The organism is Agromyces agglutinans, from assembly GCF_009647605.1.
Lineage (GTDB): Bacteria > Actinomycetota > Actinomycetes > Actinomycetales > Microbacteriaceae > Agromyces > Agromyces agglutinans.
Genome location: NZ_WJIF01000002.1, coordinates 224,522 through 240,218, shown reverse-complemented (window position 1 = coordinate 240,218; position 15,697 = coordinate 224,522). Strand labels below are relative to the sequence as shown.

Here is a 15,697-nt window from a genome sequence, read left to right as displayed (position 1 = left end):
GGTTACTTCTTCTCGTCCTCGTCGTCGACGACCTCGGCGTCGACCACGTCCTCGTCGGACGTGCTGTCGCCGGCCTCGCCCGTCGGGGTCGCGTCCTCGCCGGCAGCGGCGGAGGCATCCGTCTGCTGCTGCTGCGCGTAGATCGCCTCGCCGAGCTTGCCCTGCGACTGCGACAGCTTCTCGAACGCCGACTTCACGGCGTCGTCGTCGTCACCGGCGAGCGCGGTCTTCAGCGCGTCGACGTCGCCCTGCACCTCGGTCTTGACGTCGGCGGGCAGCTTGTCGTCGTTGTCCTTGATCAGCTTGTCGACCGAGTAGGCCAGCTGCTCGGCCGAGTTGCGGGTCTCGGCGGACTCGCGGCGCTTCTTGTCTTCGGCCGCGTGCTCCTCGGCCTCGCGCACCATGCGCTCGATGTCGTCCTTCGGGAGGCTCGAGCCGCCCGTGATCGTCATCGACTGCTCCTTGCCGGTGCCCTTGTCCTTCGCGGACACGTGCACGATGCCGTTGGCGTCGATGTCGAAGGTGACCTCGACCTGCGGGATGCCGCGGGGCGCCGGCGCGATGCCGGTCAGCTCGAACGTGCCGAGCGGCTTGTTGTCGCGCGTGAACTCGCGCTCGCCCTGGAAGACCTGGATCGCGACCGACGGCTGGTTGTCGTCGGCGGTCGTGAAGGTCTCGCTGCGCTTGGTCGGGATGGCCGTGTTGCGCTCGATGAGCTTCGTCATGATGCCGCCCTTGGTCTCGATGCCGAGGCTGAGGGGGGTGACGTCGATGAGCAGCACGTCCTTGCGCTCGCCCTTGAGGACGCCCGCCTGGAGGGCGGCTCCGACGGCGACGACCTCATCGGGGTTCACGCCCTTGTTGGGCTCCTTGCCGGTCTCCTGCTTGACCAGGTCGGCGACGGCGGGCATGCGGGTCGAACCGCCGACGAGCACGACGTGCGCGACGTCGGACAGCTTGATGCCGGCCTCGCGGATGACGTCCTCGAACGGCTTCTTGGTGCGGTCCAGAAGGTCCTTCGTCATGTCCTCGAACTGCGCGCGCGTGAGCTTCTCGTCGAGGTTCGCGGGGCCGTTCTCGGTGAGGGAGAGGTAGGGCAGCTGGATGCTGGTCGCCATGGAGCTCGAGAGCTCCTTCTTGGCCTGCTCGGCGGCCTCCTTGAGGCGCTGCAGGGCGATCTTGTCCTTCGAGACGTCGACGCCCGTCGACTCCTTGAAGCGCTTGATCAGCCACTCGACGACCCGCTGGTCCCAGTCGTCGCCGCCGAGGCGGTTGTCGCCGGCGGTCGCGCGCACCTGGATGGTCGAGAAGTCGTCGTCTTTGCCCACCTCGAGGAGGGACACGTCGAACGTGCCGCCGCCGAGGTCGAAGACGAGGATGAGCTCGTCCTCCTTGCCCTTGTCGAGGCCGTACGCGAGAGCGGCCGCCGTGGGCTCGTTGATGATGCGCAGCACGTTCAGGCCCGCGATCTCGCCGGCCTCCTTCGTGGCCTGGCGCTCGGCGTCGTTGAAGTACGCGGGCACGGTGATGACCGCGTCGGTGACCGTGTCGCCGAGGTACTGCTCGGCGTCGCGCTTGAGCTTCTGCAGGATGCGCGCCGAGATCTCCTGCGGGGTGTACCGCTTGCCGTCGATCTCGTCGGTCTTCCAGTCGGTGCCGATGTGGCGCTTGACCGACGCGATGGTGCGGTCGACGTTGGTGACGGCCTGGCGCTTGGCCGTCTCGCCGACGAGCACCTCGCCGTCCTTCGTGAATGCGACGACCGAGGGGGTCGTGCGGAAGCCCTCGGCGTTCGCGATGACGACGGGCTCGCCGCCCTCGAGGACCGAGACGACCGAGTTCGTGGTGCCCAGGTCGATTCCAACTGCACGTGACATGTGTGTTTCTCCTTCTGCCCGGAACCGGCCGCGCGGATGCCCGGCGGTCGTTCTCGGACTGGTGGCCCGGCCGTTCTGGCCCGCAGCCGAAGTCAGGTGGTGACAAGGTTGAGCCTTGCCGACTCAAGTGTCCTCCGGCCCGGTGAACGTGTCAAGTTGAGACGGTGAAACTTGAGTGCAGTTGACTCAACTATGGTCGCGGCGGCGGTATTCCCGGCTGCGCGGCCGCGGCTGATTGAATCGTGGGATGCCCCTCGCAAGACGCCGCACCCGATGAACCCCGTCGAGTTCCTCGTCCTCGGTCTCGCGGGCGTCCTCGCCGGTGCCATCAACGCGGTCGTCGGCTCGGGCTCCCTCGTGACCTTCCCCGCGCTGCTCGCCTTCGGTTATCCGCCCGTTCTGGCGAACGTCACCAACAACGTGGGCGTGCTTCCGGCCTCCCTCGCGGCGACCTGGGCGAACCGGCGTGAGTTCACCGGCGAGTGGCGCCGGCTCGCCCTCATCCTCTGCTTCTCGGCGGCCGGCGGCACTGCGGGCGCGCTCCTGCTCCTGCTGCTGCCCGGCGAGGCGTTCGAGGTGATCGTGCCCGTGCTCATCGTGCTCGCACTGCTGCTCGTGGTCTTCGGCCCGGCCATCAAGCGCTGGACCGCACGCCGGCACGCTGGGGCCGGCGGCGACCACCGCGATCACCGGGGCGCGACGCTTGCCGTCGCGGGCCTCACGGCGATCTACGGCGGCTACTTCGGCGCCGCGCAGGGCGTGCTGCTGCTGGCCCTGCTGTCGATCACCCTGGCCGGAACGCTGGTGCGCGCGAACGCCTACAAGAACGCGATGGCCGCGGTCGCGAACGTCGCGGCCGCCGTCGTGTTCGTGTCGGTGACGGAGGTCGCGTGGCCCGCTGCGATCGCGATCGCGATCGGCTCGTTCGTCGGCGGCTCCCTCGGCGGCCGCTACGGCCGGCGCATCCCCCAGGCCGTGTATCGCGTCGTCATCGTCGCGGTGGGCCTCGCCGCGCTGGCGTACTTCCTCCTGACCTGACGGCGGCCGGGCCGGCGAGGCATCCTCGCATCCAGCCGATGCTCGGCAAGCCCGCGTACCCTGAGGGGATGCCTGCCGATCTCGAGACCGCCGAGCCCGCCCGTCCGGCGATCCGCCGAACCGGCGCGCGCCAGGTACGGCCTGCGACCGAGGGCTGGCAGCAGCAGAAGGGCGCCGACGGGCGGCCGCTGCTGCAGTTCGCCTCGCCCAAGCGCGGCAAGCCGCCGGTGCACCTCGCCGACCTGAAGCCAGAGGAGTGGAAAGGCAAGGCCGAGGAGCTCGGCCTCCCCGGCTTCCGGGTGAAGCAGCTCGCGCGGCACTACTACACACGGTGGACCACCGACCCCGCCGAGATGACCGACCTCCCCGCCGCCGGCCGCGAAGAGCTGGTCGCGGGCATGCTGCCGCCGCTGCTCACCGAGGTGAAGCGCCTCGAGACCGACCGCGGCGACACGATCAAGTTCCTCTGGAAGCTGCACGACGGCGCGCTCGTCGAGTCGGTGCTCATGCGCTATCCGGGCCGCATCACGCTGTGCGTGTCGAGCCAGGCCGGCTGCGGCATGAACTGCCCGTTCTGCGCGACCGGCCAGCAGGGCCTCACGCGCAACATGTCGGCCGCCGAGATCGTCGACCAGATCGTGCAGGCCAACCGGGTCATCGCGTCGGGCGCGCTGGGCGGCAAGAAGCGCGACGACCACTCGCAGGAGCGCGTCTCCAACATCGTCTTCATGGGCATGGGCGAGCCCCTCGCGAACTACGCGCGCATCATGCAGGCCGTGCGCACCATGGTCGCCCCGGCCCCGAACGGCCTCGGCATGTCAGCCCGCAACATCACGGTCTCGACCGTCGGCCTCGTGCCGGCGATCGGCAAGCTCGCGAACGAGGGCATCCCCGTGACGTTCGCGCTGAGCCTGCACGCGCCCGACGACGGCCTGCGCGACGAGCTGATCCCCGTGAACTCGCGCTGGAAGGTCGACGAGGCGCTCGACGCCGCGCGCGACTACTTCGACAAGACGGGTCGCCGCGTCTCGATCGAGTACGCACTGATCAAGGACATGAACGACCACGGCTGGCGCGCCGACCTGCTCGCCGAGAAGCTGAACGAGCGCGGGCACGGCTGGGTGCACGTCAACCCGATCCCCCTGAATCCGACGCCGGGGTCGATCTGGACCGCGTCCGACCTCGACGTGCAGCGGGAGTTCGTGCGCCGGCTCGAGGCCGCCGGCATCCCCACCACGATCCGCGACACGCGCGGCAAGGAGATCGACGGCGCCTGCGGGCAGCTCGCGACCGAGGGCTGAACGCCGCGCATCGGGGAGAGCCCTGACCCACGAGTGGGCGGCATCCCCTACAGTGACGCCATGACGCCCCTCCACCGCCGGACCCTATCGACCCTGCTCGCCGCCTCGGTGCTCGTCGCGCTCGCGGCGTGCACCGCGTCGCCCGGCACCTCGTCGTCATCGGCCTCGCCCAAGCCGTCCTCCGCCACCGAGGCCTCGGCGTCGCAGTCCCCGACCGCCGACCCCTCGGCGACCCCCGCCCCCGTCGCCGAGCCGACCTGCGACACCGTGCTGACCGAGGCCGAGTACGCCGACCTCGCCGCTGAGGGCCTGACCTACCGGCCCGAGCCGACCTTCGCACTCGGCCCTGTCATGGAGGAGCTCGTGGCGGTGGGCGCCCTCTCCTGCCACTGGGCCAAGCCGAACTCCGACATCGGGTTCTGGGTCGTGCGGCTGCCAGAGGCCGACTCCGACTGGGAGTCGCGCAAGCAGACCCTGCTCGTCGCGGGCTGGACCGAGACCGACGACCCCGTGCCCGGCACGATCGTCGCGCCGGCCGACTACGACGCGAACTACATCCCCGCCATGATCCACGCGAACGAGGCGACCATCTTCGTGAGCGGCGCCCAGTTCGTGACCTCGCTGGCCGACGTGGGCTGACCGGAGCTCGGGCACCCGTCGAGTGTCCAGTTCGAGCGGGTCATGCCCGCCGCGACTCACCAGAACTGGACACTCGCCGGCGAGTGAAGCCCGAACGCTCAGCCCGCGGTCGAGCCAACGGGCCGAGTGGGTGTACTCCTCCACACGGAGCAGCGTGCGAGACCGGCCCACGCACTCGAGCCGGCCCGCCGCCCGGGGGTGGTCCGGGCCCACGCTGGGCAGATGACCCGCCGTGCTCCGCTCCCCTTCGAGCTCGCCTTCCGGCCGTTCACCGTTCGTCAGGCGACGGAGGCGGGAGTCAGCCGGAGCCGACTGCGCGCGAACGACTTGGAGCGGCCCTTCCGCGGCGTCCGATCGCCCGTGCTCGCCCAAGACGCGGTCGACCGCTGCCGGGCGTACGCCACGAGAATGCCGTCGGCGCATGCGTTCAGCCACGTCACGGCCGCCGAGCTCTTCGGCCTGCCGTTGCCGTCGATGCGCGAGTCGCCGCTGCACGTGTCCGCGCTCAGCGGGCGCGAGCCCCGCATGCGCGGCATCGTCGGTCATCGACTGGATGCCTCGCGCATCGAGATCCGCTCACGGCAGGGCGTGCGAACCGTCTCCGCCGCAGACGCCTGGTGCCAGCTCGCCTCGATGCGCGGCCCCGCGTTCTCGCACGACGACCTCGTCGCAGCCGGCGACCGGTTGCTCGGCTGGCCCCGGCCGCTCATTCGCGTCGAGGAGCTCGACGCGGCGATCGACCGGCACCGCGGGTCGCGCGGCACGCTCGCCCGCGACCGTGCGCGGCGAGACATCCGGCCCGGGTCCGCTTCTCGTCGCGAAAGCCTGCTCCGGCTCGACGTGATCCGGCGCGGCTTTCCCGAGCCCGAATGCAACGGTCCGATCGACCTGCCCACGGGTCGCGTCTACGGCGACCTGGTATTCCGTCGCGAGAAGGTGCTCATGGAGTACGAGGGCGATCATCACCGCACCGATACGTTGCAGTTCGCGCGCGACCTCGAACGGCTGAGCGCCCTCGCGAGCGCCGGATGGATCGTCATCCGAGTCGGGGCGCGCTCGAACCGGGAGCGCGCATTCGGCGATCTCGCCCTGGCCCTCGCCTCGCGCAGCGAGCTCGCGTAGGCCTCGGCGGATCGAGTGTCCAGTTGGTGCGGGTTTCGGCTCGCAGAACCCGCCCCAACTGGACACTCGAAAGGAAGGGGGAAGGGAAGGAGGGGGAAGGGAAGGAAGGGGGAGTGCTTTACGTGCGGCGCGCGAGGGCGTAGCCTCGTGCAGGCCGCGGGTGCGGCATCCACTCATGCGAGCCGTCGGGCCGAAGAGGCACAGGGCCGCAGTGGAACGAGTCGAAGGGAGTGAGCCATGAACGCTGTCGTTGTCGAGCGCTCAGCAGACATCCCTTCCCTCGAGGCCGCCCGCCGCTAGTCGTCGCACGGTGGCCTCCCCATCAGGAGCAACCCACCGTGAACTTCCTCTCGTCGCTCGACGATTCCCTCGAGCACCCCTTCGACCCGGCGTCGCTCGGCGCCGATCCCGCCCTCGTCTTCCAGGACGCGGAGCCCGGTGACGACCAGCGCTGGTCCACGTGGCCGGCGACCCTGCCCAGCGAACGCGGGCCGCTGCCCCGACCCGACTGGGTCGTGACCAGCGCGGCCGCGATCGACACCGAGCTCGGCGTCGTCAAGACCGGCAAGGAGGCCGACCTCCACCTCATCGAACGCGCGGTGCCGGGCTCTCCGCACGCCGGGCCCGACGCCGTCGGGCAGCGCGTACTGCTGGCCGCGAAGCGGTACCGCGGCAGCGAGCACAGCGACTTCCACCGGTCGGCGATCTACACCGAGGGCCGCGGCACGCGCCGCAGCCGCGACGCGCGCGCCGTCAAGGCGGGCACCACGTTCGGCCGCGAGGTCGCGCGCGTGCAGTGGGCGAGCGCCGAGTTCGAGGCGCTGTCGCGGCTGTGGCAGCTCGGCGCATCCGTTCCCTACCCGGTGCAGGTGAGCCAGACCGAGGTGCTGATGGAGTTCGTCGGCGACGGTCGCGTCGCCGCGCCGCGACTCGCGCAGGTGCGGGCGGATGCCCCGGCGCTCCGCGATCTCTTCCACCAGGTTGTCGACTTCATGCGGATCCTCGCCCGCGCGGGCCTCGCGCACGGCGACCTGTCGCCGTACAACGCGCTCGTGGACGACGGCCGCCTCGTGGTCATCGACCTGCCGCAGGTGATCGACCTCATCGCGAACCCGAGCGGCTTCGACCTGCTGCATCGCGACTGCGTGAACATGTGCACCTGGTTCACCCGCCAACGGCTCGAGTGCGACGCCGAGGAGCTGTTCGGCGAGCTCGTGGGCGAGATCGGCGGGTGGTGAGGCATCCGACCCGGTAGTGTTCCGCGCAGATCGCCGACGATCGACCGCCCGCTTCGGCGGCACGGCCGGCGGATGCCTCGGCCACGCGGCATCCGTCATCGTTCGTTCACCCGACGGAATGAGACTGCCGACATGACCGACCCGAACGCCCCGACCGAACCGCCGCGCAACTTCCCGCCGACCCCGCTGACACCGCCCGACGGCGCGGCGGCGACCATCGGCGTCTCGACCGAGCAGGTCGAGGCGGTGCAGGAGGCGGGCGCGCGCAAGGGCCGGATCCTCGCCTGGGGCCTGTGGGACTGGGGCTCGGCCTCGTTCAACGCGGTCGTGACGACGTTCGTGTTCACGGTGTACCTGACGAGCGAGTCGTTCGGCCCGACGGGCACGGTCGAGGCGCAGCTCGGCTGGGCGCTCGCGATCGCGGGCCTGCTGATCGCGGTGCTCGCGCCGGTGACCGGGCAGCGTTCCGACACGAGCGGCCGGCGCAAGTTCTGGCTCGCCGTGAACACGTACATCGTCGTCGCGATCACGCTGGCGATGTTCTTCGTGCAACCCGACCCGGCGTACCTGCTGCTCGGTCTCGCGCTGGTCGCGGCCGGCAACGTGTTCTTCGAGTTCGCCGGCGTCAACTACAACGCGATGCTCGTGCAGGTCTCGACCCCACGATCGATCGGCAAGGTCTCGGGCTTCGGCTGGGGCATGGGGTACGTCGGCGGCATCGTGCTGCTGCTCGTCGTGTACTTCGGCTTCATCCAGCCCGAGGTCGGCCTGTTCGGCGTCACGGGCGAGGGCGGCCTCGACGTTCGCGTCGCCATGATCGTCTCCGCACTGTGGTTCGGCCTGTTCGCGCTGCCGGTGTTCTTCGCGGTGCCCGAGTTCCGCCCGCCGGCCGGCGCGGCGCGCGACCGCGTCGGGTTCTTCGCCTCGTACGCGCGGCTCGGACGCGACATCGCACGGCTCTGGCGCGAGGAGCGCAACACGGTGTGGTTCCTGCTCGCGAGCGCGGTGTTCCGCGACGGGCTGGCCGGGGTGTTCACGTTCGGCGGCGTGCTCGCGGCATCCGTCTTCGGATTCTCGGCGGGCGAGGTGATCGTGTTCGCGATCGCGGCGAACGTGGTCGCGGGCATCTCGACGATCGCGGTCGGCGCACTCGACGACCGGCTCGGCGCGAAGCCCGTGATCGTCGCGGCCCTCATCGGCCTCGTCATCAGCGGTTCGCTCGTGTTCCTGCTGCACGACGGCGGCCAGATCGTGTTCTGGACGGCCGGTCTCGCGCTGTGCCTGTTCGTCGGCCCGGCGCAGTCGGCGAGCCGCTCGTTCCTCGGCCGGCTCATCCCGCCCGGCCGCGAGGGCGAGGTGTTCGGCCTCTACGCGACGACGGGGCGCGCGGTCAGCTTCCTCGCGCCGACGGCGTTCTCGCTGTTCGTCATCATCGGCGGGGCGCCGTACTTCGGCATCCTCGGCATCGTGCTCGTGCTCGCGCTGGGCCTCGTGCTGCTGATCCCGGTGAAGGCGACGCGGCAAGCGGCGGGCGCGCTCGGGGAGCGCGTGCCGGCCGGCGGCGCGTGAACGCGAGCGGCGGCGCGTCGAGCGGCGGCGCGTCGAGCGGCGGCGCGTGAACGCGGCCGGCGGCAGCTGCGCGGCACAATAGGGGCATGACGACCCCGGCGCTCCTCGCGATCTCGCACGGCACCGCCTCGCTCGCCGGGCAGGACGCGGTGCGCCGCCTGGTCGACGCCGTCGCGGTACGGCTCCCCGACGTCACGGTGCGGCTCGGCCACGTCGACGTGCAGGACCCCGACGTCGAGGCATCCCTCGCCGCGCTGCCGGCCGGATCGCCGGTCGTCGTCGTGCCGCTGCTGCTGTCGGCGGGCTACCACGTGCACGTCGACCTGACCGAGGCGACCGCCGCGCATCCCGAGGTGCACCTCGCCGCCGCGCTCGGTCCCGATCCGCGGCTGGCCCGCGTGCTCGCGCGCCGGCTCGGCGAACTGCGGGCGGATGCCTCCGGCGCGCGCGCCGCCGACGCCGTCGTGCTCGCCGTGGCCGGTTCGAGCGACGAGCGGGCGAACGAGGACTGCCGGCGCGAGGCATCCATGCTGGCCGAGCAACTCGGCCGGCCCGTCGTCGTCGGCTTCCTCGCCGCCGCCGAACCCCGCCTGCACACGGCGGTCGAAGCGGCGCGCGCCGCGCACGACCGCGTCCTCGTCTCGAGCTATCTGCTCGCGCCGGGCTACTTCCAGGACCTCGCGGCGAAGGGCGGCGGCGACCTGATCACGCGACCGCTGCTCGACGCCGACGACCCGGCGCCCGAGCTCGTCGACCTGGTCGTCGACCGCTACCTCGACTGCATCGACGGGCCCGTGGCGTCAACTCTGTGACGGTTTTTCGCACCGTGTGACGCCGCGTGACCCGACGTGTCGGAAGGCGACGGAACCGGGATGCCGCCTCGGCACGCCTCGCCTAGCTTCGGGGCATGACGATCAGCGAGGCGACCGTGCGGCCCGAGGAGCCGACCCGCACCGGCGCGCGCGAGCGCGCCGAGCGCCCGGCTCGCCCCGCCGGCGCCGCCCGCCCCGCTCGCCCGTCGTCGAAGCCGAACGGACAGTGGAAGGTCGACGGCACCGAACCGCTGAACGCCAACGAGGCGTGGAAGCAGCAGGACGGCGGCCTCGCGGTGCGCGAGCGCATCGAGCAGACCTACGCGGCCGGCGGCTTCGCGAGCATCGACCCGACCGACCTGCACGGCCGGTTCCGCTGGTGGGGCCTGTACACGCAGCGCAAGCCCGGCATCGACGGCGGCAAGACCGCGACGCTCGAGCCGCACGAGCTCGAGGACGAGTACTTCATGCTGCGCGTCCGCATCGACGGCGGGCAGCTCACCACCGAGCAGCTGCGCACGATCGGCGGCATCTCGACCGAGTTCGCACGCGACACGGCCGACCTGACCGACCGCCAGAACGTGCAGCTGCACTGGGTGCGCGTCGAGGACGTCCCCGAGATCTGGCGCCGCCTCGAGAGCGTCGGGCTGTCGACGACCGAGGCCTGCGGCGACGTGCCGCGCGTCATCCTCGGCTCGCCCGTCGCGGGCATCGCTGCCGACGAGCTGATCGATCCGACGCCGCAGATCGAGGAGATCCAGCGGAAGTACATCGGCGACCCCGAGTTCGCGAACCTGCCCCGCAAGTTCAAGAGCGCGATCACGGGGCATCCCAGCCAGGACGTCGTGCACGAGATCAACGACGTCGCGTTCGTCGCGGTCGAGCACCCCGAACTCGGTATCGGCTACGACCTGTGGGTCGGGGGCGGCCTCTCGACCAACGCGCACCTCGCGGTGCGCACGGGCACTTTCGTGGAACCCGCGCGCGTGGCCGAGGTGTGGGAGGGCGTCGTCTCGATCTTCCGCGACTACGGCTACCGGCGCCTGCGCAACCGCGCGCGGCTGAAGTACCTCGTCGCCGACTGGGGTGCCGAGCGCTTCCGCGAGGTGCTCGAGACCGAGTACCTGGGCTACGCCCTGCCCGACGGGCCGCCCGCACCCAAGCCGCTGACCCAGGGCGACCACGTCGGCGTGCACGCCCAGAACGACGGGCGCGCCTACATCGGCGTGACGCCCTTCGTCGGCCGCATCTCGGGCTCGACCCTCACGGCCCTCGCCGACCTGCTCGAGCGCCACGACTCGAAGCGCCTGCGCACGACGCCGCACCAGAAGCTCGTGCTCCTCGACATCCCGGCCGACGAGGTCGAGCAGGTCATCGCCGAGCTCGACGAGCTGGGCCTCCAGGCGCGGCCGTCGCTGTTCCGCCGCGGCACGATCGCGTGCACGGGCATCGAGTTCTGCAAGCTCGCGATCGTCGAGACGAAGCAGACCGCGACCGACGCCGTGATCGCGCTCGAAGAACGGCTTGCGGGCATCGACCTGCCGCATCCGATCTCGCTGCACGTCAACGGATGCCCCAACTCGTGCGCGCGCATCCAGACGGCCGACATCGGGCTCAAGGGCCAGCTGCTGCCCGACGGCGACGGCGGGCAGACCCCCGGCTTCCAGGTGCACCTCGGCGGCGGACTCGCCTCGGCCGACCGCGAGGAGGCCGGCACCGGCCGCACCGTGCGCGGCCTCAAGGTCACCGCGACGGGGCTCGCCGACTACGTCGAGCGGGTCGTGCGCCGCTTCCTCGACGAGCACGACGCCGCCGTCGGCGAGACGTTCGCCGAGTGGGCGCACCGAGCCGACGAGGAGGCCCTCCAGTGAGCGCGCGCAACCTCGGCGCCGCCGGTCGCGCCACTCGACCGACGAAACGCGGCGCCGACGAGCTGCGCGCCCTCGCCGAGGCGGGCAACGCCGCGCTGCGCAACGGCGCGGCCGACGAGGCATCCGCCTACGAGGTCGTCGCCTGGGTCGCGGCCAACTTCTCGACGGATGCCGCGGCGGTCGCCTGCTCGATGGCCGATGCCGTGCTGCCGCATGTGGTCGCGCAGTCGCTGCCGGGCGTCGACGTGCTCTTCCTCGACACGGGCTACCACTTCGCGAAGACGTACGAGACGCGCGACCTCGTCGCCGCGGCCCTCGATGTGCGCATCGTCGACGTGCGTCCCGAGCAGACCGTGGCCGAGCAGGACGCGCAGCTCGGCGCCGAACTCTTCTCGCGCGACCCGAACCTGTGCTGCGCGCGGCGCAAGGTCGAGCCGCTGCAGCGGTCGCTCGGCGGCTACGAGCTGTGGTTCACGGGCGTGCGCCGCGACGAGGCGCCCACGCGCACGAACACGCCGCTCGTGCAGTGGGACGAGCGCAACGGCCTCGTCAAGGTCAACCCGCTCGCGGCCTGGAGCTTCGACGACCTGCTCGACTACGCGGGCGCCTTCGGCGTGCCCGTCAACGATCTGCTGGGGCAGGGCTACCCGTCGATCGGGTGCGAGCCCTGCACGAAGCGGGTCGCCCCCGGAGAGGATCCGAGGTCTGGCCGCTGGGCCGGGCTCGGCAAGACGGAATGCGGGTTGCACAGTGATTGAAACCGAGTCAAGGGCCGTCGCCGGCGCTCCGGCCCGCCTCGACGCCCGCCTCGACACCCTCGACCTGCTCGAGGCCGAGGGCATCCACATCATCCGCGAGGTCGTCGCCGAGTTCGAGCGGCCCGTGCTGCTGTTCTCGGGCGGCAAGGACTCGGTCGTCGTGCTCCACCTCGCGGCGAAGGCGTTCCGGCCGGGCCGGGTGCCGTTCCCGGTGCTGCACGTCGACACGGGCCACAACTTCCCGGAGGTCATCGCGTTCCGCGACGAGACCGTGGCGCGACTGGGCATCCGCCTGGAAGTGGCATCCGTACAGGACTACGTCGACGACGGCCGGTTGCAGGAGAGGGCCGACGGCACGCGCAATCCGCTGCAGACGCTGCCGCTGCTCGACGCGATCGCGGCGGGCCGCCACGACGCCGTCTTCGGCGGCGCGCGTCGCGACGAAGACAAGGCGCGCGCGAAGGAGCGCATCATCTCGCTGCGCGACGAGTTCGGCCAGTGGGACCCGCGCAACCAGCGCCCCGAGCTCTGGAGCCTGTACAACGGCCGGCACACGCCCGGGCAGCACGTGCGCGCGTTCCCGATCTCGAACTGGACCGAGCTCGACGTGTGGCGATACATCGAGCGCGAGGGCATCGAACTGCCGCCGCTCTACTACGCGCACGAGCGCGAGGTGTTCCGCCGCGACGGCATGTGGCGCGCGGTCGGCGAGGTGTCGCAGCCGGCACCCCACGAGCCCGTCGAGCGCCGCGTCGTGCGGTACCGCACGGTCGGCGACATGAGCTGCACGGGCGCCGTCGAATCGGATGCCTCTGACGTCGCGGCCGTGGTGCGCGAGGTCGCCCGCACGACCGTGACCGAGCGCGGGGCCACGCGCGCCGACGACCGACTGTCGGAGGCCGCCATGGAGGACCGCAAGAAGGACGGGTACTTCTGATGGGCACGCTGTTCCGCTTCGCCACGGCCGGCTCGGTCGACGACGGCAAGTCGACGCTCGTCGGCCGGCTGCTGCACGATTCGAAGGCGATCCTCGCCGACCAGCTCGAGCAGGTCGCGCGCACCTCGGCCGAGCGCGGCTTCGGCCAGGGCACCGGCTTCGACTTCGCGCTGCTGACCGATGGGCTCCGCGCGGAGCGCGAGCAGGGCATCACGATCGACGTCGCGTACCGGTACTTCTCCACGGGCACGCGCAGCTTCATCCTCGCCGACTGCCCGGGCCACGTGCAGTACACGCGCAACATGGTCACGGGCGCCACCACGGCCGACGCCGTCGTCGTGCTCATCGACGGCCGCAACGGCGTGCTCGAGCAGACCCGCCGCCACCTCGCCGTGGTGGCCCTGCTGCGCGTGCCGCACGTGATCATCGCCGTGAACAAGATCGACCTGCTCGGCTACGACGAGGCCGCGTACGCGCGCGTCGACGACGAGGTGCGCCGGGTCGCGGCCGAGCTCGGCCTCGGCGAGGTGCACGTGCTGCCGGTGTCGGCGCTCGAGGGCGACAACGTGGTCGAGCGCTCCGCGAACACGCCGTGGTACGACGGGCCGGCACTGCTCGAGCTGCTCGAGGCGCTGCCCGCACACGACGAGCTCGAGACCGAGTACGACGAGTTCCGGCTCCCCGTGCAGCTGGTCATCCGCCCGCAGGGCGGGCTCGCGCCCGACCTCGCCGACGACCCCGCGACCGCCGAGGCGTACCGCGACTACCGCGGCTTCGCCGGCCGGGTGTCGAGCGGCCGGGTGCGCGTGGGCGACCGCGTGTCGGTGCATCCGTCGGGCATCGAGACGACCGTCGCGGCGATCGACGTCGCCGGCGAACCGGCCGACGAGGCCGTCGCCCCGCAGTCGGTGACGCTGCGCCTGGCCGACGAGGTCGACGCCGCGCGCGGCGCGGTCATCGGCGGGGCCGGCTCGTTGCCCGCGGCGCGGCGCGAGATCGACGCCGAGCTGTTCCAGCTCGATGCGCGGCCGCTCGCCGCCGGGTCGCGCGTGCTCGTCAAGCACGGCACGCAGGTCGTGCAGGCGCTCGTCTCCGAGGTCACGTCGCGTCGCGACCTCGACACCCTCTCCCACGAGCCGGCCACCGTGCTCGAGGTCAACGACATCGGGCGTGCGACCCTCCGCCTCGCGGCGGACCTGCCGCTCGAGCCGTACGAGGCGAACCGGTCCGCCGGCTCATTCCTCGTCATCCACCCCGCCGACGGCGCCACGCTCGCCGCGGGGATCACCCACGCCTGAGGCATCCGCCGCAGGCCGGGAGCACCACCGGTTTGACCCCGCACCACCGGTTTCACCCGCACCACCGGTTTCACCCGCACCACTCGCACCACCATCCATCCGCATCGCACAGAAGGAGGCGACACCGTGAACAGCAAGGCCAGCAAGACCGCCCTGACCATCACCGCATTGGGAGCCGCCGCCATGATGCTGGCCGGATGCTCCGCGGGGGCCCAAGCCGAACCCGAGCGGGATGCCTCGACCTCGCCCGCAGAGGAACTGCGGCTCGGCTACTTCGCGAACGTGACGCACGCGCCCGCGCTCGTGGGTCTCGAGGAGGGACTCTTCGAGGACGCGCTCGGCGACACCGAGCTCACGACCCAGGTGTTCAACGCCGGTCCTGCAGCCGTCGAGGCGCTCTCGGCCGGCGCGATCGATGCGACCTACATCGGGCCGAACCCATCGATCAACACGTTCATCCAGTCGGCCGGCCAGTCGGCGCACATCGTCGCCGGCGCGGCGACCGGGGGTGCGGCGCTCGTCGTGCGCGAGGGCATCGACTCGCCCGAAGACCTCGAGGGCACCACGCTCGCGACGCCCCAGCTGGGCAACACGCAGGACGTCGCGCTGCGCAGCTGGCTCGCCGACGAGGGGTACGAGACCGACGTGCAGGGCGGCGGCGACGTGCACATCACGCCGACCGAGAACGCGCAGACGCTGACCCTGTTCCAGCAGGGGCAGATCGACGGCGCGTGGCTGCCCGAGCCGTGGGTGTCGCGACTGATCGAGGACGCCGGGGCGCACGTGCTCGTCGACGAGGCCGACCTGTGGGAGGACGGCGCGTTCCCCACGACCGTGCTGCTCGTGCGCGCCGAGTTCCTGGCCGAGCACCCCGAGACCGTCGAGGCGCTGCTCGAGGGCCACCTCGCGAGCGTCCAGTGGATCGAGGAGCACCCCGACGAGGCGCCGACGGCCATCAACGCGGTCATCGAGGCCGAGACGGGCAAGCCGCTCGCCGACGCCGTGATCACCCGCGCACTCGAGCACGTGACGTTCTCGGCCGACCCGGTCGCGGCGGCGTTCCAGACGCTCGTCGAGAACGGCCTCGAGGCGGGCACCCAGAAGGACGGCTCGATCGAGGGCCTCTTCGACCTGCGGCTGCTGAACGGCCTGCTCGAGGCCGACGGGGCCGACCCGGTCTCGGCCGCGGGCCTCGGCGAGGAGTAGGAGCCGCCATGACCGGCCGCACCCCGGCGAA

At 71.6% G+C, this 15,697-nt stretch carries 13 protein-coding genes; 12 read left to right on the top strand and 1 reads right to left on the bottom strand.

Annotated features, from left to right (window positions below; translation table 11 throughout):
- Window positions 1-2: 2 nt before the first annotated feature.
- Window positions 3-1,877 (bottom strand): molecular chaperone DnaK, encoded by a 1,875-nt coding sequence (dnaK, locus tag GE115_RS04315; RefSeq protein WP_153683563.1) that lies wholly within the window; start codon window positions 1,875-1,877, stop codon window positions 3-5.
- Between the two features lie 273 nt (window positions 1,878-2,150).
- Between dnaK and GE115_RS04310 the strand changes: the two genes are divergently transcribed.
- The 12 genes from GE115_RS04310 (at window position 2,151) to GE115_RS04255 (ending at window position 15,666) form a co-directional block, all read left to right on the top strand.
- A complete protein-coding gene (locus tag GE115_RS04310) occupies window positions 2,151-2,915 on the top strand; it encodes a sulfite exporter TauE/SafE family protein (RefSeq protein ID WP_153683562.1) in 765 nt (254 codons plus the stop codon).
- Window positions 2,916-2,983: 68 nt separating this feature from the next.
- Window positions 2,984-4,216 carry a dual-specificity RNA methyltransferase RlmN gene (rlmN, locus tag GE115_RS04305; protein WP_153683561.1) on the top strand — a complete coding sequence of 411 codons (1,233 nt, stop codon included), beginning with the start codon at window positions 2,984-2,986 and terminating at the stop codon, window positions 4,214-4,216.
- Between the two features lie 60 nt (window positions 4,217-4,276).
- Entirely contained in the window at window positions 4,277-4,855 is a 579-nt protein-coding gene (locus GE115_RS04300; protein ID WP_153683560.1) for a hypothetical protein, read from the top strand.
- Between the two features lie 222 nt (window positions 4,856-5,077).
- Window positions 5,078-5,977 (top strand): putative endonuclease domain-containing protein, encoded by a 900-nt coding sequence (locus GE115_RS04295; protein WP_153683559.1) that lies wholly within the window; start codon window positions 5,078-5,080, stop codon window positions 5,975-5,977.
- 338 nt (window positions 5,978-6,315) lie between these two features.
- Window positions 6,316-7,215, top strand: coding sequence for a serine protein kinase RIO (locus GE115_RS04290; protein WP_312854888.1), 900 nt, complete (start codon window positions 6,316-6,318; stop codon window positions 7,213-7,215).
- A gap of 132 nt (window positions 7,216-7,347) precedes the next feature.
- Window positions 7,348-8,784: an MFS transporter gene (locus tag GE115_RS04285; protein ID WP_153683558.1), complete on the top strand. Its 1,437-nt coding sequence runs from the start codon at window positions 7,348-7,350 to the stop codon at window positions 8,782-8,784.
- Between the two features lie 86 nt (window positions 8,785-8,870).
- Window positions 8,871-9,596 (top strand): sirohydrochlorin chelatase, encoded by a 726-nt coding sequence (locus tag GE115_RS04280; RefSeq protein ID WP_153683557.1) that lies wholly within the window; start codon window positions 8,871-8,873, stop codon window positions 9,594-9,596.
- A 95-nt stretch (window positions 9,597-9,691) separates the two neighbouring features.
- Entirely contained in the window at window positions 9,692-11,467 is a 1,776-nt protein-coding gene (locus GE115_RS18725; RefSeq protein WP_153683556.1) for a nitrite/sulfite reductase, read from the top strand.
- Complete coding sequence (locus tag GE115_RS04270) at window positions 11,464-12,225, top strand: phosphoadenylyl-sulfate reductase (protein ID WP_312854887.1); 762 nt, start codon at window positions 11,464-11,466, stop codon at window positions 12,223-12,225. Before GE115_RS18725 ends, GE115_RS04270 begins: the two co-directional genes overlap by 4 nt.
- A complete protein-coding gene (cysD, locus tag GE115_RS04265; protein WP_376765691.1) occupies window positions 12,218-13,162 on the top strand; it encodes a sulfate adenylyltransferase subunit CysD in 945 nt (314 codons plus the stop codon). The genes GE115_RS04270 and cysD overlap by 8 nt, the downstream gene beginning before the upstream one ends.
- On the top strand, window positions 13,162-14,460 hold the full coding sequence (locus GE115_RS04260; protein WP_153683555.1) for a sulfate adenylyltransferase subunit 1: 1,299 nt from the start codon (window positions 13,162-13,164) through the stop codon (window positions 14,458-14,460). Before cysD ends, GE115_RS04260 begins: the two co-directional genes overlap by 1 nt.
- 126 nt (window positions 14,461-14,586) lie before the next feature.
- Window positions 14,587-15,666, top strand: coding sequence for an ABC transporter substrate-binding protein (locus GE115_RS04255; RefSeq protein WP_376765690.1), 1,080 nt, complete (start codon window positions 14,587-14,589; stop codon window positions 15,664-15,666).
- Window positions 15,667-15,697: the final 31 nt, after the last annotated feature.